The organism is Actinomycetospora sp. 2LY8.5, assembly GCF_057180585.1.
Window position 1 is genome coordinate 394,335 of the sequence record NZ_JBXUHE010000001.1, and the last position, 17,642, is coordinate 411,976.

Annotated in this window: 16 protein-coding genes; 10 read left to right on the forward strand and 6 right to left on the reverse strand. The window is 75.3% G+C overall.

Annotated features, from left to right (window positions below):
• Window positions 1-108: 108 nt before the first annotated feature.
• Together AC2A1K_RS01740 and AC2A1K_RS01745 are read right to left on the reverse strand one after the other, a co-directional pair.
• Entirely contained in the window at window positions 109-1,053 is a 945-nt protein-coding gene (locus AC2A1K_RS01740; protein WP_483894693.1) for a tetratricopeptide repeat protein, read from the reverse strand.
• 89 nt (window positions 1,054-1,142) lie between these two features.
• On the reverse strand, window positions 1,143-1,460 hold the full coding sequence (locus AC2A1K_RS01745; protein WP_483894576.1) for a thiamine-binding protein: 318 nt from the start codon (window positions 1,458-1,460) through the stop codon (window positions 1,143-1,145).
• 44 nt (window positions 1,461-1,504) lie between these two features.
• Between AC2A1K_RS01745 and AC2A1K_RS01750 the strand changes: the two genes are divergently transcribed.
• Complete coding sequence (locus AC2A1K_RS01750) at window positions 1,505-2,008, forward strand: MarR family winged helix-turn-helix transcriptional regulator (RefSeq protein WP_483894577.1); 504 nt, start codon at window positions 1,505-1,507, stop codon at window positions 2,006-2,008.
• Here the strand turns inward: AC2A1K_RS01750 and cydC are convergent.
• Genes cydC through AC2A1K_RS01765 form a run of 3 tightly spaced genes read right to left on the reverse strand, consistent with a single transcriptional unit; the run spans window position 1,984 to window position 7,730 of the window.
• On the reverse strand, window positions 1,984-5,292 hold the full coding sequence (gene cydC / locus AC2A1K_RS01755) for a thiol reductant ABC exporter subunit CydC (protein WP_483894578.1): 3,309 nt from the start codon (window positions 5,290-5,292) through the stop codon (window positions 1,984-1,986). The genes AC2A1K_RS01750 and cydC overlap by 25 nt on opposite strands.
• On the reverse strand, window positions 5,292-6,254 hold the full coding sequence (gene cydB, locus AC2A1K_RS01760) for a cytochrome d ubiquinol oxidase subunit II (protein ID WP_483894579.1): 963 nt from the start codon (window positions 6,252-6,254) through the stop codon (window positions 5,292-5,294). Before cydB ends, cydC begins: the two co-directional genes overlap by 1 nt.
• Before the next feature lie 12 nt (window positions 6,255-6,266).
• A complete protein-coding gene (locus tag AC2A1K_RS01765; protein ID WP_483894580.1) occupies window positions 6,267-7,730 on the reverse strand; it encodes a cytochrome ubiquinol oxidase subunit I in 1,464 nt (487 codons plus the stop codon).
• A gap of 95 nt (window positions 7,731-7,825) precedes the next feature.
• Between AC2A1K_RS01765 and AC2A1K_RS01770 the strand changes: the two genes are divergently transcribed.
• Complete coding sequence (locus AC2A1K_RS01770; protein WP_483894581.1) at window positions 7,826-8,245, forward strand: BlaI/MecI/CopY family transcriptional regulator; 420 nt, start codon at window positions 7,826-7,828, stop codon at window positions 8,243-8,245.
• 100 nt (window positions 8,246-8,345) lie between these two features.
• A complete protein-coding gene (locus tag AC2A1K_RS01775) occupies window positions 8,346-9,251 on the forward strand; it encodes a M56 family metallopeptidase (RefSeq protein ID WP_483894582.1) in 906 nt (301 codons plus the stop codon).
• A gap of 53 nt (window positions 9,252-9,304) precedes the next feature.
• On the opposite strand, the gene meaB is transcribed toward AC2A1K_RS01775, so the two are convergent.
• Entirely contained in the window at window positions 9,305-10,258 is a 954-nt protein-coding gene (gene meaB, locus AC2A1K_RS01780) for a methylmalonyl Co-A mutase-associated GTPase MeaB (protein ID WP_483894583.1), read from the reverse strand.
• 109 nt (window positions 10,259-10,367) lie between these two features.
• On the opposite strand from meaB, the gene mce reads away from it, so the two are divergent.
• The 7 genes from mce to AC2A1K_RS01815 all read left to right on the forward strand — a co-directional run bounded on the left by mce (window position 10,368) and on the right by AC2A1K_RS01815 (window position 17,534).
• Window positions 10,368-10,826, forward strand: coding sequence for a methylmalonyl-CoA epimerase (gene mce / locus AC2A1K_RS01785; protein WP_483894584.1), 459 nt, complete (start codon window positions 10,368-10,370; stop codon window positions 10,824-10,826).
• Between the two features lie 85 nt (window positions 10,827-10,911).
• Complete coding sequence (ccrA, locus tag AC2A1K_RS01790; RefSeq protein ID WP_483894585.1) at window positions 10,912-12,243, forward strand: crotonyl-CoA carboxylase/reductase; 1,332 nt, start codon at window positions 10,912-10,914, stop codon at window positions 12,241-12,243.
• Window positions 12,244-12,331: 88 nt separating this feature from the next.
• The gene (locus tag AC2A1K_RS01795) at window positions 12,332-13,435 is read left to right on the forward strand and encodes a DivIVA domain-containing protein (RefSeq protein ID WP_483894586.1); all 1,104 of its coding nucleotides are present in this window, start codon (window positions 12,332-12,334) and stop codon (window positions 13,433-13,435) included.
• Window positions 13,436-13,496: 61 nt separating this feature from the next.
• A complete protein-coding gene (locus AC2A1K_RS01800; RefSeq protein ID WP_483894587.1) occupies window positions 13,497-14,591 on the forward strand; it encodes a sensor histidine kinase in 1,095 nt (364 codons plus the stop codon).
• Between the two features lie 2 nt (window positions 14,592-14,593).
• A complete protein-coding gene (locus AC2A1K_RS01805; RefSeq protein WP_483894588.1) occupies window positions 14,594-15,469 on the forward strand; it encodes a LytR/AlgR family response regulator transcription factor in 876 nt (291 codons plus the stop codon).
• Complete coding sequence (locus AC2A1K_RS01810) at window positions 15,466-15,849, forward strand: hypothetical protein (RefSeq protein ID WP_483894589.1); 384 nt, start codon at window positions 15,466-15,468, stop codon at window positions 15,847-15,849. Before AC2A1K_RS01805 ends, AC2A1K_RS01810 begins: the two co-directional genes overlap by 4 nt.
• Window positions 15,846-17,534: a sodium/solute symporter gene (locus tag AC2A1K_RS01815; protein ID WP_483894590.1), complete on the forward strand. Its 1,689-nt coding sequence runs from the start codon at window positions 15,846-15,848 to the stop codon at window positions 17,532-17,534. The genes AC2A1K_RS01810 and AC2A1K_RS01815 overlap by 4 nt, the downstream gene beginning before the upstream one ends.
• The last annotated feature ends 108 nt before the right edge of the window (window positions 17,535-17,642 follow it).

Here is a 17,642-nt window from a genome sequence, read left to right on the forward strand (position 1 = left end):
CGTTGATCACCGGGTGGGAGGCGTTGGCCGCCCACTCCCGTCGCCGCGAACGTGGCGTTCGCTGCTTCTAGGCGCGCGAAGTCCCCGTTCGCGCCGGCCGACGGGGGCTCAGTACAGCGCGCGGGCCAGGGCCCGGCGGGCCGTGGTGACGCGCTCGTCCTCGGTGCCGAAGAGCTCGAACAGCTCGACGAGGTGGGTCCGCGCGCGGTCGCGCTCGTCGCCGCCGGTGCGGGCCACGGTCTGCACGAGCCGGTCGAAGGCCCCGGTGACGTCCTGCGCGGCGATCTGGGCGTCGGCGGCCGCGATCTGCGCGTCGACGTCGTCGGGCGCCGCGTCGGCGCGGGCGATGGCGGAGGGATCGGCGGACTCCGCGCGCTCCAGGAACTTCACCTGCGCCAGCGCGGCCTGGGCCTCGGCGTGGTTCGGCTCGGCGGCGAGGATCGCCTCGTAGGCGGCGGCCGCGTCGGCGTAGTGCCCCTGCTCGAGGGCCTCCTCGGCCGCGACCATCCGCGGGTCCTCGGGCTCCTCGACGGGCTCGGCCGAGCCCTCACTGCCGCGCGCCTCCGCCTCGGCGATCCCGGGCATCTGCTCGCGCAGCGCGTCGAGCAGTTGGCTGATCCACTCCCGCAACTGCGGCTCGGGCTGGGCGCCCTGGAAGGAGGTGACGGGCTGCCCACCGGCGACCACGACCACCATCGGGATCGACTGCACACCGAAGGCCTGTGAGATGCGCGGGTTCGCGTCGACGTCGATCTTCGCGAGCACCCACGCGCCCCCGCCCTCAGCGGCGAGCTTCTCGAGCACGGGCGACAGCTGCTTGCACGGCTGGCACCACTCGGCCCAGAGGTCGACGACCACCGGGACGGTCATCGAGCGGTCGATGACCTCGGACTGGAACGTCGCCTCGGTGACGTCGACGACGGTGGCCGGCGCACCGGCCGGGGCGGCGCCGTCGACCGGCGGGCCGGCCGGACTCGGCGCGCCGCCCTGCGACGCCTGGGGACGGGCCTCGGCCCGGGCCTTCAGGCCGGACAGGTCGACGGCTCCGGCCATCGCGGAGGAGAGTGCAGCGGCCTGCGCCGCCTGGCGGGAATCGGGACGTGCCACGCCCCCAAGTCTGCCACTTGCATGATGCGCGCGACTCAGCGCTGCAAGCGCTCCTCGACGCGCGCGACCTTGGCCTGCATCTGGCCCGTGTGCCCGGGGCGGATGTCGGCCTTGAGCACGAGCGAGACCCGCGAGCCGTAGCGTCCGGCCGCCTCGGTGGCGCGGCGCACGACGTCCATGACCTCGTCCCACTCGCCCTCGATCGAGGTGAACATCGAGGAGGTCTCGTGCGGCAGGCCGGACTCGCGCACGACGCGGACCGCCGCCGCGACCGCCTCGGACACCGACCCGTCGTCGGCCGGGGCTCCGTCGACGCCGACGCCGGACGGGGACACGCTGAACGCCACGATCACGAGCACCAGCCTGCCACGCGGGCTTTGTTAGATTCGCCCGTGTCATGACCGCCTCCACGCCGCTGCCGTTCGACCCGATCGCACGGGCCGCGTCGTTGTGGAACGAGCGGATCGGCGAGCCGCGGGCGATGGCCGCCGTCACGAGCATCATGCGCGTCCAGCAGATCCTCCAGCAGGCCGTGGACGGGGCGCTGCGCCCGCACGGGCTGACGTTCGCGCGGTACGAGGCGCTGGTGCTGCTGCGGTTCGCGCGGGCCGGGTCGCTGCCCATGCGGATCATGGGCGAGCGGCTGCAGCTGCACCCGACGTCGATCACCAACATCGTCGACCGGCTGCAGGCCTCCGACCTCGTGGTCCGGCGCCCGCACCCGACCGACGGCCGCACGACGCTGGTGGAGATCACCGAGGCCGGCCGGGAGCGGTGCGCGGCGGCGACGGCGTCGGTGACGGCGATCGACTTCGGGCTCGTGGGCCTCGACGACGAGCAGACCCAGGCGCTGACCGACCTCCTGGCCCGCGTGCGTCACGCCGCCGGCGACTTCGCCTGAGCGCGCTGCAGCACCCCGCCGGCGAGGTGGCGGACCTCGTCGACCAGGTCGAGACCCTCGCCGCGGTGGGCGAGGAGGACGACGGACCTCTCCTGGGCGGCGCCGACGAGGTCGGCGATCAGCACCTGCGCCGTCGCGGGGTCGAGGCCCTCGGTGGGCTCGTCGAGCACGAGCACGGCGGGGTCGACCAGCAGCGCGCGGGCGGCGGCGAGCCGGCGCCGCTCGCCCCCGGAGACCGACCCGGTGCCGAGCCAGGTGTCGAGGCCGTCGGGCAGGCCGGCGAACCAGTCGCCCAGCCGGACCCGCGCGAGGACGGCGAGGAGGTCGGCGTCGGTGGCGTCCGGTGCCGCGAAGCGCAGGTTCTCGCGCAGGGTCGTCGCGAAGACGTGGTCGTGCTCGCCGACGAGCGCGACGGAGCGGCGCCACACGTCGCCGGGGACCGTCACGGCATCGACGCCGCCGAGGGTCACGGTGCCCTGGCGGGGGTCGAGCAGCCGCAACAGCACGGCGGCGAGCGTCGACTTGCCCGAACCCGAGACCCCGGTGATCGCGAGGCGGTGGCCGGCGGGCAGGTCGAGGTCGAGACCGCGCAGGGCCGGCTCGGTACCCCAGCCGGCGGTGACGTGGTGGAGGTGCAGATCGTGCCCGCTCGGCGTCCGCGCCTGCTCGGGCTCGCGGGCCGGAGGCGCCGGCGACTCCAGCGCGACGAGACGGTCGCGCGCCCGCCGGCCGCGGACCACCGCGGCAGCCGCCGCCGGCAGGGCGAGCACGGTCTCGCCGAGCGCGAGCGGCGCGAGGACGGCGACGGCGGCGAGCTCGGGTGACGTGCTCGCCGGCGCCGCCAGCGCCGCGGCGACCGACGCCGCGCCGAGCCCCAGCTGCGCCAGCGCGATCGCGACGGCCCCGCCCGCGGCCTCGCGGCGCCGGGCCCGGGCGAGCACGGCCGCCGTCGCCCGGGGGCGTGCCCGGAGCGCGTCGGGATCCCGGGCGGCGAGCTCGTCGCGGGCGGCGTGGGTCTCGACGACGGCGGCGCGCAGGTCGTCGACGCCCCGCTCCACCGCCGGGGCGGCGCGCCGGGCGGCGAGGGCGGCGGCCAGGGGCGCGCCGATCACGGCGATGACGAGCCCGGGCACCAGCGCGGCGGCCAGCGGCCGGCTCGCGAGCGCGGCGACGCCGAGCAGCACCGGCAGCGCGAGGGCCGCGACGGCGAGCGGCAGCACCCCGCGGACGAGGCCGTCGAGGCGGACGTCGACGTCGTCGGTCACCCGGGCGAGGAGGTGACCCCGGCGCCCGGCGAGCGCCCCGGGCACACGATCGGCGAGTGCCGCGACCACCTGCCGGCGCCATCGCGCCATGCGCGCCAGCCCGTCGGCGTGCGCGGTGACCCGCTCGAGGTAGCGCAGCACCGGCCGCAGGATCGCGAACCCGCGCACCGCGACCACGGCGATCGAGAGGGTGAGGATCGGTGGCTGGGCGGCGGCGCGCGCGATCAGCCAGGCCGCCGACGCCGTCAGCGCGACGCCCGCCACCGCCGCCCCGGTCCCGAGCACCACGGCCGCGCCGAGCCCGTGCTCGGCGCGCTTCGCAACGAACGCGCTGTTCGCTGCCTCTAAGCGCGCAAAGTCCCCGTTCGCGCCGGCACTCGCCGGCCCGGACTCCGACGCCGCGGGCACGAACGCGGCGTTCGTGCGCATAGAAGCCGCGAACGCCACGTTCGCTGCATCAGGCACGTTCGCTGCATCAGGCGCGCCCAGCTCCACGACCCGGTCGGCGCCGTCGCGCAGGGCCGGGCGGTGGGCGACGGCCAGGACGAGTGCCCCGCGCCCCGCCCGCGCCCGGAGCTCGGCGACGACGGCCTGCTCGGTGTCGGTGTCGAGGTGCGCGGTGGGCTCGTCGAGCAGGACGACGGTGCGCGCGGGGTCGGTGTCGGCGTCGCCGAGCACCGCGGCGAGCGCGACACGACGGCGCTGGCCCGACGACAGCGAGCGGCCGGCCTCGGCGAGGGGCAGGGAGAGGTCCAGGTCCAGCCCCAGCCGCGTCAGAAGGTCCGGCGACCCGGCGCCCAGCGCCTCGCCCACGGTCGCGGCGTGCGGGAGCTGCGGGTGCTGGCCGAGCACGACGAGCCGCCCGCGCACATCGACGGAGCCGGTCGCGGAGCACGCGTCGTCCAGCGTCCCGGCCAGCGCGCGCAGCAGCGTCGTCTTGCCCGCCCCGGAGGGCCCGGCGACGACGACCAGCTCGCCACCCGAGGCGTCCAGCAACGGCAGCGCCGGCGTCGCGACCGATCGCCGGGGGTGCGTCACGGCGAGGTCGCGCACCCGGACCCGCGCCGACCCTGCCGCCACCGACCGTTCCAGGGCGACCGGCACGGCCGAGGTGACCAGTGCATCCCGCCCGTCCAGCACCGCCGTCGCGCGGGCGTTGTCGTGGAATCGCGCCCCGGCCTCGCGCAGCGGGCGGTGCGCCTCGCCGGCGAGCAGGATCGCGACCAGCGCGGGGTACAGCGCCATCGCTCCCTCGACCAGCCGCACCCCGGCCCCGACCGCGACGAGGCCGACCGACAGCGTCCCCAGCAGCTCCAGGGCCGCCGACGACAGGAAGGCCACGCGCAGCACGCGCGTCGACGCGTCCCGGTGCCGTTCGCCGAGCTCCCCGACGGAGGACACCGCCCGCTGACCGCGCCCGAACAGCCGCAGCGTGGCCAGGCCCGTGACGGTGTCGAGGAAATGCCCGGCGAGCCGCTCCCCCGCCGCCCACTCCCGCCGGGCGCGCGCCCGCGCCGCCCACCCGAGCAGCACCGCGAACACCGGCACCAGCGGCAGCGTCACCGCCACGACCAGCGCGGACGTCGGGTCCGCGAGTGCCAGCACCACCAGCACGGCGGGCGGGAGCACCACCGCCAGCACGAGCGCGGGCAGCGTCGCGGTGAACCAGCCGCGCAGCGCGTCGACCCCGTGCGAGGCCAGCGGCACGACGGCGGGGGCGTCGTCGCGGGAGAGGCGGTCGAGCAGCCGCTCACGCTCGCGCTCGACGACGCGCTCGCCCGTCCGCGCGGCCAGCACGGGCTCGAGCCACGCCAGCGCCGCCCGGACGATCACCACGCCCGCCAGGACGGCGACCGCCGGGAACGGCACGAGGCCCGGCCCCGTCACCAGCGCGGTCACGACGCTCGCCGCCGCCAGGGCCGCCGCGACCGTCGAGAAGGCCTGGAGCGCCCCGACCGCCACCAGGCCGGCGACGCCCGCCCAGGCCCCGCGCGCGAGGATCAGCAGCCGGCGGTCCATCAGGACGCCACTCGTTCGCTCGCCACCCGCCGCCGGAACACCCAGTACGAGAACGCCTGGTACGCGACGACCCCGGGCAGCACGACCACCGCCGCGATCGTGATCAGCTCCAGTGCCCCGGGGCTCGCCGCGGCCCCGGTCACGGTCAGGGAGAACGCCGGGTCCAGCGTGCTCGGCAGCACCACCGGCAGGTGCGCCGCGAGCACCCCGACGACGCCGACCGCCACCGCGACCGACGCCGCCGCGAACGCCAGCGCCTCGCGGCGCAGCACCACCGCCACCGCCACCACGGCCACCGCCACCAGCGCGACCGGTGCCACGAGAGCGACGATCACCGCCACCGGTACGAGCGTCACCAGGGCCGCCGCGCGTGCCCGGGACCGCAGCGGCCCGGTCGTGCGCAACCCCAGGAACGTGGCGCCCTGCACCAGCGCCGCCCCGACACCGAGCGCGGCCCCGAGGAGCGCCGGCGCGGACACCAGCGGCGCCAGCGAGCGGTCCGGTCCCCCGCCGGCGACCTCTCCGTCGGCGCCGAGCGCGAGCCCCGTGGCCAGCACGCCGAGCACCGCCCCCCACAGCGCCGCGACCAGCAGCGACGAGGACGCGAGCACCCCGTCACACCGCCGCCGGAAGGCCTCGGTGCCGCCCTTGCCCCGGAACTCCAGCGCCACCCCGCGGGCCGCCAGTGCGAGCAGGATCAGCACGAACGGCAGGTAGAGCCCGCTCATCAGGGCCGCGTACCAGTCGGGGAACGCCGCGAAGGTCACCCCGACCGCGGCCACGAGCCACACCTCGTTGCCGTCCCACACCGGGCCGATCGTCGTGACGCCGGCGCCCCGCTCGTGGTCGTCACGGCCCAGCACGGAGGCGAGCACGCCGACGCCGAAGTCGAACCCCTCCAGCACGAAGAACAGCACCCAGCAGGTGATGGCGAGCGCGAACCAGAGCGTCGGCAGATCCATGGCGGCGGCTCCTCAGTACGACGGAACGAGGGGACGGTCGGCGTCCGGGACGGGGACCGGCGCCGGGTCCTCCCCGGCGGTACGGGCCACGCGCAGCACGAGCCGGACCCACACCACCGCGAGCACGCCGTAGACCAGCGCGAACCCGGCCAGCGAAACCGCCAGCTCGCTCGGCGTCAGTCCCGGCGACACCCCGTCGGCCGTGCGGAAGAGGCCGAACACCAGCCACGGCTGACGGGCGGTCTCGGTGAACAGCCAGCCCGCCGTCGCGGCGAGCGCCGGCATCACCGGCACGGTCCACAGCAGCCGCAGCAGCCACCGGTCCACCCACCCGGACAGCCCGTGCGCCCCGTCCAGCGACCGGTCCCGCCGCGTCCGCCACAGCACCCAGGCCGCGACGATCGTCGCGAGCACCCCGAAGCCGATCATGAAGCGGAAGCTCCAGTAGGCCACCGGGACGACCGGGACGTAGTCGCCCGGGCCGAACTGGGCGGTGTACTGCGCCTGCAGGTCGTCGATGCCCTGGACGGTCGCGGTGGGGTCGCCGGTCGCGAGGAACGACAGCAGCCACGGCACGTCGAGCGAGAAGAAGGGCTCCTTCGCGCCGGGCGCACCGACGGCGAACAGCGAGAACGGCGCCCCGGCCTGCGTCGCGTACAGCGCCTCGGCCGCGGCCATCTTCATCGGCTGGACCTCGGTCATGACCTTGCCGAGCAGGTCGCCGGTGAGCGCGACCGCCGCGCCGGCCGCGAACGTCGTCCACGCCCCGACGCGGGTGAGGAGCCGCCACCGGCCGTCCGGGTCACCGCGCCGCGCCCGGTACGCCCCGATCGCGAGCAGCAGCGCCCCGCCGCCGGCGAACGCGCCGGCGATCGTGTGCGGGAAGGCAGCGAGGACGACCTCGTTGGTCAGCAGGTCGGCGAAGCTGCCCAAGCGGGCCCGGCCGGTCTCGGGGTCGAGCGTGTAGGCGACCGGGTTCTGCATGAACGCGTTGGCCGCGAGGATCACGTACGCCGAGATCAACGTGCCGATCGCCACGATCCAGATCGTCGCGAGGTGCAGCGCGGGGCGCAGGCGGTCGGCGCCGAACCACCACAGCCCCAGGAACGTCGCCTCGAGGAAGAAGGCGAGCATCCCCTCGATGGCGAGCGTCGGACCGAAAACGTCGCCGTAGAAGCGCGCGAACGCCGACCAGGACAGCCCAAACTGGAACTCCTGGACGAGCCCGGTGACGATCCCGACCGCGAATGTGATCATGAGCAACTTGCCCGCGACCAGCGTCAACCCCTGCCAGCGGGGGTCCGTCGTGCTGCGGTCGGTCTCCCGCGCAGCAGCTCCGCTCCGCTTCGTGCTGCGGTACGCGAGCGTCTGCAGCAGCGCCGTCAGCGTCGCGAGCGAGATCGACAGCGGGACGAACAGGTAGTGGTACACGGTCACGACCGCGAACTGCAGTCGGGACAGCTCCAGTGCGGTCACGACGACCTCCCACCTACGACGCAGTGTCGTACTTACGACCGAGCGTAGTACGACGGCTTGCGTTGGCAAGGGGGGAGGTCGCTAGGATGAGGGGCGTGGCCCTGGGTGAGCTCGAGCGCGCGGTGATGGCGCAGCTGTGGGCCGCTCCGGCGCCCCTGACCGTCCGCGAGGTGCACGACCGGCTCGAGCGCGAGCTGGCGTACACCACGGTGATGACCGTCCTCGGTCGTCTGGCCAAGAAGGGCGTGGTCAGCCAGGAGCGGGACGGGAAGGCCTACCGCTACTCGGCGGCCTCCACCCGCGAGCAGCTGGCGGCCTCGATCATGCTCGACGCGCTCGGCGACGTCGGTGAGGACCGCACGGCCGCGCTGGTGGCGTTCGTCGACAAGGTCGGCCCCGAGGAGGCGGCTGCCCTGCGCGCGGCGCTCCAGACCGGGCCGCCGGCGGCGGCGCCGGTCGTCCCGGAGGTCCCGCACCCGCGCATCGACGGTCAGGAAGGCGCCCCCGAGTCGTGAGCTCGCGCCGAATCTGATGGTCCAGCTCCGCTGCGCTTCGTGTCCGAGCTGATGGTCCAGCTCCGCTGCGCTTCGTGTCCGCCGGGCCCAGACTGATCCCATGGCGTCGGTGTGGCTGGCCGCGCTGGCCCTCGTGCTGGCGGGCCCCGTCCCCTCGATGCTCGCCCGCGCCCGGTGGCCCCAGCGCGTGCCCCGCGCCGCCATCGTGCTCTGGCAGGCGATCGCGCTGGCCGCCGTGCTCGCCGCCGTCGGCAGCGCCCTCGCCGCGCCCGAGGAACTCCTGCGCGCCCTCGGCCCCGAGCAGCGCCAGGGCACACCGATGGTCGTCGCGGTGGCGATCGCCGCGATCCTCGCCGGGCTCATCGTCCTGCGACTGCTCGGCGTGCTGGTGCTGCTCGCGGTGCGCACCCGCCGGCGCCGCGCACGGCACCGGGACATGGTCGACCTGCTCGACCGCGCCGAGCGCAGCGCGCTGATCGGCGGCGGTGCCGGGGCGAAGTCGGTGCTGCGGGTGCTCGACGGCGCCGTCCCGTTCGCCTACTGCCTGCCGGGACGGGCGCCGCGGGTCGTCGTCACCGAGGCCGCCCTCGACACGCTCGACCCGGACGAGCTGCGCGCCGTCCTCGCCCACGAGCAGGCGCACCTCGACGCCCGCCACGACCTCGTCCGCGAGGGCTTCGTCGCCCTCCACCAGGCCTTCCCGGTGCTCGCGCGCAGCCGCCAGGCCCGCGACGCGGTCGGGATGCTCCTGGAGATGCTCGCCGACGACGCCGCCCGGGCGCGCTGCTCCGACGCGGCGATGGCCGGCGCGCTCGAGGCCTTCGGCGCCACCGGCGACACCGAGGTCGGCGCCCGGCTGGAACGCGTCCGCGCGCACCCGTGCGGCAGCCGCACCCTGGCCACCGGCACTTACCTCGCGGCGCTCGCGGTCGTCGTCGTCCCCACCGTCGCCGTCGTCATCCCCTGGCTCGCGGTGGCCCTCCCGGCCGCCGGCGTCCTGCGCTGACGCGGGCCCGCACCGAGGATGACCTCCACGGCCGCGACGTAGCCGAAAGTCCCTCAGCTCCGCACCGAGGACACGACGTCGTCGGCGGCGGCGTAGGGGTCCAGGTCACCCGCGACGACGCGCTCGGCGAGCTCGTTCAGCGCCGAGGTCCCGGACAGTTCCCGGATCCGCGTCCGCAGGTGGGCCAGCGCGATGGCCTCGATCTCGGCGCGCGCCCGGCGCCGGGCGCCCTCGCCGAGGCGGTCGTGGTCGGCCAGCCACGCGCGATGGGCGTCGAGGGCGCCGACGAGGTCGTCGATCCCCTCCCCCGCCGACGCCACGGTCCGGACCACCGGCGGGCGCCACGACGGGCCCGACATCTCGCGCCGGTTCAGCGACACCATGTGCTGCAGCTCGCGCACGGTGGCGTCGGCCCCGTCACGGTCGGCCTTGTTGACCACGAACACGTCGGCGACCTCGAGGATCCCCGCCTTGGCCGCCTGGACACCGTCACCCATCCCGGGCGCCAGAAGCACGACCGTGGTGTCGGCCAGGGCGACGACCTCGACCTCCGACTGGCCCACGCCCACGGTCTCGATCAGGATCACGTCGCAGCCGGCCGCGTCCAGGACCCGCAGCGCCTGGGGCGTGGCGGCCGCGAGCCCGCCGAGGTGGCCGCGCGTGGCCATCGATCGGATGAACACGCCCGGATCGGTGGCGTGCTCGCTCATCCGGACGCGGTCGCCGAGCAGCGCCCCGCCCGAGAACGGCGAGCTCGGGTCGACCGCGAGGACGCCGACGCGCCGGCCGTCGGCGCGCAGGGCGCTGACCAGCGCGGACGTGGTCGTCGACTTGCCGACCCCGGGCGATCCGGTCAGTCCCACCACCCGCGCGTGGCCCGTGTGGGGCGCCAGCGCGGCCGCGAGCTCGCGGAGGTGCGGGCTCCCGTCCTCGACCAGGGAGATGAGCCGCGACACCGCGCGGGGCGTCCCGTCACGGGCGTCGGCGACCAGCCGCTCCAGGTCCACGGCGCGGCAGGCTACCCATCGCACGGCCCCGCCGTCGGTTGCTTGGTAACCCAAGCGTGCCCCGCGTCACGCAGCGGATACTTCGATTCAGATGGTTACCCTGCCGGCCATGGCTTCCGACGACCTGGCCGCGAGCGGGATCACCACCATCGACCACGTGGGGATCGCCGTACCCGACCTCGACGCCGCGATCGCCTGGTACGCCGAGAACCTGGGACTCGTGGCCACCCACCAGGAGGTCAACGAGGAGCAGGGGGTCCGAGAGGCGATGCTGCACGCCCCGGGCGACGAGCGCGGACCGGCGGTGCAACTCCTCGCCCCCGTCGACGAGACCTCGACGATCGCCAGGTTCATCGACCGCAACGGCCCCGGGCTGCAGCAGGTGGCCTACCGCGTCACGGACGTCGAGCGCAGCGCCGAGGTCCTGCGCGGCAAGGGGCTGCGCCTGCTCTACGACGCCCCGCGCCGGGGCACCGCGGGCTCGCGCGTGAACTTCGTGCACCCGAAGGACGCCGGTGGCGTCCTCGTCGAGCTCGTCGAGCCCGCTGACGGTCCCGCCGGCCACTAGGACGCCGACCACCTCACACCCCGGTCCCCAGGACCGTTACCGGTCGGTAGCCTCGCGCCACCGCACCACATCCGGAGGCTAGAACGTGCAGGACATCCGCGACGCCATCCTCGCCGACGACACCGCCGCCGTGGCCGGCCTGAAGATCCCCGAGTCGTACCGGGGCATCACCGTCCACGCCGACGAGGCCGACATGTTCGAGGGGATGGCCTCGAACGAGAAGGACCCGCGCAAGTCGCTGCACCTCGACGACGTGCCCACCCCGGAGGTGGCGCCCGGCGAGGCCCTGGTGGCCGTGATGGCGAGCGCCATCAACTACAACACGGTGTGGACCTCGATCTTCGAGCCGGTGTCGACGTTCAGCTTCCTCAAGCGCTACGGCAGGACCTCGCCGCTCGCCAAGCGCCACGACCTGCCCTACCACGTGGTCGGCTCCGACCTCGCCGGCGTCGTGCTCAAGACCGGCGAGGGCGTGCACACCTGGAAGCCCGGCGACAAGGTCGTCGCGCACTGCCTCTCGGTCGAGCTCGAGGCCCCCGACGGCCACGACGACACGATGATGGACCCCGAGCAGCGCATCTGGGGCTTCGAGACCAATTTCGGCGGGCTCGCCGAGCTGGCGCTGGTCAAGACCAACCAGCTCATGCCCAAGCCCGACCACCTGACCTGGGAGGAGGCCGCCTCCCCCGGGCTGGTCAACTCCACCGCCTACCGCCAGCTGGTCAGCGCGAACGGCGCCAACATGACCCAGGGCGACGTCGTGCTCATCTGGGGCGCCTCGGGCGGCCTGGGCTCGTACGCCACCCAGTTCGCGCTCAACGGCGGCGCGACCCCGGTCTGCGTGGTCTCGAACCCCGAGAAGGCCGAGATCTGCCGGAAGATGGGCGCCGAGCTGATCATCGATCGCTCGCAGGAGGGCTACAAGTTCTGGTCCGACCCCGAGACCCAGGACCCGCGCGAGTGGAAGCGGTTCGGCCAGAAGATCCGTGAGCTCACCGGCGGCGACGACCCGGACATCGTCTTCGAGCACCCGGGCCGCGAGACGTTCGGCGCCTCGGTCTACGTCGCCAAGCGCGGCGGCACGATCGTCACCTGTGCCTCGACCTCGGGCTTCATGCACCAGTACGACAACCGCTACCTCTGGATGAACCTCAAGCGGATCATCGGGTCGCACTTCGCCAACTACAAGGAGGCCTACCTGGCGAACCGCCTGGTGGCCCAGGGCGCGATCCACCCGACCGTGTCGCGCGTCTACCCGCTGGACCAGACCGGCGAGGCCGCCAACGACGTGCACCACAACAGCCACCAGGGCAAGGTCGGTGTGCTCGGCCTCGCCCCGGAGGAGGGTCTGGGCGTCACGAACACCGAGAAGCGCGCCCAGCACCTCGAGGGCATCAACCGCTTCCGGGGCGTCTGATCAACGGCGCTACGATCCACGGACGGGTGAGGGCGACACACTCACCCGTCCGTGGAGCGCCCTCCGTCACGCCGGTACCGTGACCGGCATGCCGTCCGACGAGCACGAGCTGTTGCCGCTGGGGACCGGCTTCGACGTCGTGCGCCGCGGGTACGACCGCGGGCAGGTCGAGGAGCACCTCGACCGCGTCGAGGCGGACCTGCGGATCCTCACCGCCGACCGCGACGCCGCCGTGGCCCAGGCGACCGAGCTCGCCCGGGCGCTCGACCACCACCGCGCGCACGTCGAGGACCTGCGCGCGCAGGTCGACCGGCTCTCGGCCCCGCCGGACACCATGGAGGGCCTGTCCGAGCGCCTGCAGCGGATGCTGCGCCTCGCGCAGGACGAGACGCGGTCGATGCGCGACGAGGCCACCGACGCGGCCCGACGTGTCCGCGAGGAGGCCGACGAGTACGCGCGGCGCACCATGAACGGCGCCGACGAGCACGCTCGCAGGACGGCCGCCGAGGCCGAGCAGCGGGCGCGGCGCTCCGTCGAGGAGGCCGACGAGCAGGCGCGCAGCACGCTCGAGGAGGCCCGCGGTCAGGCCCGGGAGATCCGCGAGCGCGCCGAGGCCGACGCCGAGCAGGCCCGTCACCGCTACGACGACGGCCTCGCCGACAACGAACGCCGGCGCCACGCGATGGAGGACGAGCACCGCAGCGTCATGGACGACGCCCGTGCCGAGGCCGCCCGCCTGCGCCAGGAGGCCGAGCAGGAGCGCGACCGCCTCGACGCCGAGGGCCGCGCGTCCCGCGAGCAGGTCGAGAACGACTTCGCGGTCGCGATGGCGGCGCGGCGCCGCGAGGCGATGCGCCAGCTCGAGGCCGACGAGAAGGCGTCGAAGGAGCGGGCCGACAAGTACATCCAGGAGGCCTCCGAGGAGGCCCGGCGCTGGCTGCGCGAGGCCGACGCCGAGGTCGCGGACATGAGGCGCCTGCGCGACCGGGTCGGCCAGCAGCTGTCCTCGCTGCGCCAGGCGCTCGGGACACTGCCCACCGTCGACTCGTTCCCCGACGAGAAGCCGGGTGACGGCCGCCCCGTGCTGCCCGACCCGCCGGCCGCCGGCAACGGCCACGACGCGGGTACGGACGCCGGCGACCTCGGCGGGGCCACCGCGCCCGAGCAGCGCAGCGCGGCACCCTCGCGCTGAGCGCCCTCCGTCCCGGGCTCGATCGGCGGGTGTGGCCCGCACGGGGTTCTATCCTGGCCGGGTGTGGGCCGGACGCGACCGCGGAGACGGAGGGCGCACGTCCCGGCTCCCTCTGCTGGGCACCCGCCGGCCGCGCGACACGGCGGTTCCCGACCCCACCGAGGCGCTGGAGACCGGGATGGCGGTCGTCGCCGGGCTGGGCGAACCCGCCGGTTCCCCCGCCGGCGTCGACGCGCTGCGTCGCCTCGCCGGTCTGTGTGGCGCCGACGCGGCCGGTCTCGTCCGGCCCGGCCAGGACGTGACCTGGTGGGGGCCGGGCCGCACCGAGGGCGTCGCGCTCGCGGGGCGCGCCCGGGGCCGGCGGCTCACCGAGGACGGCCGCTGCGCGCAGCCGCTGGGCGAGGCCGGCCCCTCCGATCAGCAGCCGGTGCTCGTCCTGGGCGGCGGGGTCCCGCTCGCCGTCGCTCGCCGGACGGCCGCCTTCGTCGCCGACGCCCTGGAACGCGCCCGGCTCGCCGACGACGCCGCCGAGGCCGACGCCGCCCGGCTGCGGGACCTGCGCGCCCAGATCTCGCCGCACTTCGTCTACAACGCGCTCAGCACGATCGCCTCCTTCGTCCGCTCCGATCCGGCGCGCGCCCGCGACCTGCTGGAGACCTTCGCCGACTTCATCCGGCACTCGCTCGCCGCCCGCGGCGACTACGTGCCCCTGGCCGGTGAGTTCCGCTCGGTGGAGGCCTACCTGACCCTGGCCCGCGCCGTCCTCGGTGCGCGGCTGCGGGTGCAGGTGCGGGTCGCGCCGGAGGTCCTCGCGGTGCCGGTCCCCGTCCTGGCGCTGCAGCCGCTGGTGGAGAACGCGGTGCAGCACGGCGTGGAGTGCTCCCCCGACGGCGGTCTCGTCCAGGTCAGCGGCGAGGCCGAGGGGGACGTCTGCGTGATCGTGGTCGAGGACGACGGGCCCGGCATGAGTCCCGAGCACGCCCGCGCGGTCCTGGCCGGCACCGCCGAGAGTGCCGGCGTGGCGCTGGTGAACGTGGACCGCCGGCTGCGCGCCGTGTACGGCCCCGGGCACGGCCTGGTGATCGAGACCGCGCTCGGCGCGGGCGCGCGGGTCGTGCTGCGGATACCGCGATTCCGGCCCGGGGTCGTGGTCTGACGATGGATGCGCCGTCCGGGTCGTCGAGCTCCGCTCCGCCACGTCTCCCGTTGCGGGTGCTGGCCGTCGACGACGTCGCCCCGGCTCTCGACGAGATCGGCGCGCTGCTCGCCGACGCACCCGGCGTCGGCGACGTGACCCGCGCCGGCGACGCCGTCGAGGCGCTGCGCGCCATCTCCACCGGCGGTTTCGACGCCGTGTTCCTCGACATCGCCATGCCCGGGATCGACGGGCTCGAGCTGGGTGGCGTCCTCGCCGCGATGGCCGTGCCCCCGGAGATCGTGTTCGTCACCGCGTTCGACGAACACGCCGTCGCCGCCTACGGCCTCGGGGCCGTCGACTACCTGCTCAAGCCGGTCGGCCCGGACCGCCTCGCGGACGCTCTCACCCGCGTCCACCGCGCCCGGGCCGGCCGGTCCGCCGCCGGCGCCGGCCCGAGCGCCCCGGGCGACCCGAACTCGCCGTCGTCCCGGACGGGAGCAGAACGCACGACGCCGCGCATGGACGAGCTCGCCGTGCTGCCCGTCGAGATCGCCGGGCGCACCCGCTACGTCCACCGCGAGGACGTCCGGTTCGTCGAAGCGCACGGCGACTACGTGCGGTTGCACGTTCCCGGCGGCTCGCCCCTGGTGCGGATCCCCCTGTCCCGCCTCGAGGTGCACTGGGACGGCCACCGTTTCCTCCGCGTGCACCGCAGCTTCCTGGTCCACCTGCCCTCGGTCCGCGAGCTGCGCAGCGACGCCGGCGGCGGGCTGCTCGCCCACACCGATGCCGGGGACGTGCCGGTCAGCCGCCGGCACGCGCGCGAGCTCCGCGACCGGCTGTTGGCCGCCGCCACGTCGGACGCCCTGGAGAGTCGGGACAGGGGCCGGGCGTGAGCGCCCGGTCGCGGCGCGTCGCGGTGACCGCGCCCACCGAGAGCGGCGTTCCGCGCGGCGTCCCGCGCCCCGTGCCCGCGCCGGTCGCCCTCGGGTCGGACGTGGCGGACCGGGCGCGCGAGCTGCGGCGGGCGCAGCTTCGTCGTGCCGGGATCACCCTCGCCTGGTCGGCGGTGCTGCTCGTCGGCCTGCCGCTGATGCTGTGGCTCGCGCCCGACGTCGCGCGGTGGCGGGGAACCGGTCTGCCGCTCGGATGGATCGCGGTCGCCTGGCTGCCCTACCCGCTGCTCGGCGTCATCGCGTGGTGGCACCTGCGTCGCGCCGAGGGAGTCGAACGATCCCCGGGAACCGGCCCGCCCGACCCCGCCGAGGAACCATGACCGTCGCTGCGGTCGTCGCGCTCCTGGTGGTCACGGTCCTGATCGGGGCCGGCGGTGTCGCCGCGTTGCGCACGACCTCGGACTTCCTCGTCGCCTCCCGCCAGACCTCGCCGATGCTCAACGCCGCGGCGGTCTCCGGCGAGTACCTCTCCGCGGCGTCGTTCCTGGGCGTCGCCGGGCTCATGATCAAGGAGGGGACCGGCGCGCTCTGGTACCCGGTCGGGTTCACCGCCGGCTACCTGCTGATGCTGGTGCTGGTCGCGGCGCCGATGCGTCGTTCCGGCGCGCTGACCGTGCCGGGGTTCGCCGAGGCCCGGCTGGGGTCGCGGTCGCTGCGCCGGTTCGCCGCGGTGGTCGTGGTGGTGATCGCGGCGCTCTACCTGGTGCCGCAGATCGTCGCGGCCGGGCAGCTGCTCACCCTGGTCTCCGGGGTGGACTACTGGGTGGGTGTCGTCGTGTCGGGGCTCGCGGTGGGGCTGACGCTGGCGCTGGGCGGGATGCGGGCGGCGACCTACGTGCAGGCGTTCCAGTTCGCGCTGAAGCTGCTGCTGTTCGCGGTGCCCGCCGTCTGGCTGCTGCTGCTCGCCGGCCCCCAGCTGCGCGAGGAGGTCGCGGCGCCCCCGGAGTTCAGCCACTTCGCCGCGGACACCCCGGTCGATTTCCGTCTCGACACCGACCTCGTGCTCACCGAGCCGGTCGTCGTGGGGATCGACGGCGTGCCGACCGCCCTGGAGCCCGGCCCGCACCACGCGAGCGCAGGCCAGATCTGGCGATTCCCCGGCGGCGCGGCGGTGCCGGAGCTGGGCGGTGACCGGTCCGCGCAGCCGGTGCCCGGCGGCGAGGAGTGGGCGCTGCCGCTGCTCGGCACCGCCGACACCGCGCCGCTGCTGGCGACCCTGTCGGTCCTGGCCGCGACGGCGCTGGGGACGATGGGGCTGCCGCACATCATCGTGCGTTTCCACACGAGCCCCGACGGGCGCGGCGCCCGGCGCACCGCCGCGATCACCGTGGCCATGCTCGGCGCGTTCTACCTCTTCCCGGTCGTCTACGGACTGCTCGGCACCGTGCTGACCCCGGAGCTGTACCTGTCCCAGGGCACCGACACCGCCATCGTCACGCTGCCGGGCCGTGTCACCGGCGGTGGCACCGCCGCGGCGCTGACCGCGATGCTCACCGCCGGGGCGTTCGCGGCGTTCCTCGCCACCTCGCTCGGGCTGCTGCTCGCGCTGTCCGGTGCGCTCGCCCACGACCTCATGCCGTCGGGGCTGCGCCGGCTTCGCCTCACCGCCCTGGCCGCGTCGGCGGCCGTCGTCCCGGCGGCGCTGCTCATGGTGCGCATCGACGTCGGTGCCGCGGTCAGCTCGGCCTTCACCGTCGCGGCGTCGACGTTCTGCCCGCTGCTGGTGCTCGGGCTGTGGTGGCGGGGGCTGACCGCGCGCGGCGCGTACGCCGGGATGGTGACCGGGCTGGTCGCGGCGGTCGGGGCGATGACGCTCGGCGCGATGCTCGGCCTCGGCGGGACGGCGGGCACCCTGCTCACCCAACCGGCCCTGTGGTCGGTCTCGTGTGCGTTCGCCGTGATGGTCGTGGTGTCCCGGCGTGACCACGTCCCCGCCGGGGCGGAGGCGGCCATGCTCCGGCTGCACCTGACCGACCGCGAGCGCGCCACCACATCGGACTCCTGAGGTCAAGACCGCCGGACGTTCTCCGCGGCGCTCGGTCGTCCGGTCGTCGGCCGCTCGCAGCACGGGCCCGGCCAGGCTCGTGTGTGGGCTTCCGCACACGAGCGTGAG

What these genes read in the sequence shown, in the direction of transcription:
- cydB (WP_483894579.1), bottom strand. Translation starts at nt 6,254, where the DNA reads ATGGATCTGCCGACGCTCTGGTTCGCGCTCGCCATCACCTGCTGGGTG.
- AC2A1K_RS01805 (WP_483894588.1), top strand. Translation starts at nt 14,594, where the DNA reads ATGGATGCGCCGTCCGGGTCGTCGAGCTCCGCTCCGCCACGTCTCCCG.
- AC2A1K_RS01740 (WP_483894693.1), bottom strand. Translation starts at nt 1,053, where the DNA reads ATGGCCGGAGCCGTCGACCTGTCCGGCCTGAAGGCCCGGGCCGAGGCC.
- AC2A1K_RS01775 (WP_483894582.1), top strand. Translation starts at nt 8,346, where the DNA reads ATGGCGTCGGTGTGGCTGGCCGCGCTGGCCCTCGTGCTGGCGGGCCCC.
- cydC (WP_483894578.1), bottom strand. Translation starts at nt 5,292, where the DNA reads ATGGACCGCCGGCTGCTGATCCTCGCGCGCGGGGCCTGGGCGGGCGTC.
- AC2A1K_RS01795 (WP_483894586.1), top strand. Translation starts at nt 12,332, where the DNA reads ATGCCGTCCGACGAGCACGAGCTGTTGCCGCTGGGGACCGGCTTCGAC.
- AC2A1K_RS01815 (WP_483894590.1), top strand. Translation starts at nt 15,846, where the DNA reads ATGACCGTCGCTGCGGTCGTCGCGCTCCTGGTGGTCACGGTCCTGATC.
- mce (WP_483894584.1), top strand. Translation starts at nt 10,368, where the DNA reads ATGGCTTCCGACGACCTGGCCGCGAGCGGGATCACCACCATCGACCAC.
- AC2A1K_RS01750 (WP_483894577.1), top strand. Translation starts at nt 1,505, where the DNA reads ATGACCGCCTCCACGCCGCTGCCGTTCGACCCGATCGCACGGGCCGCG.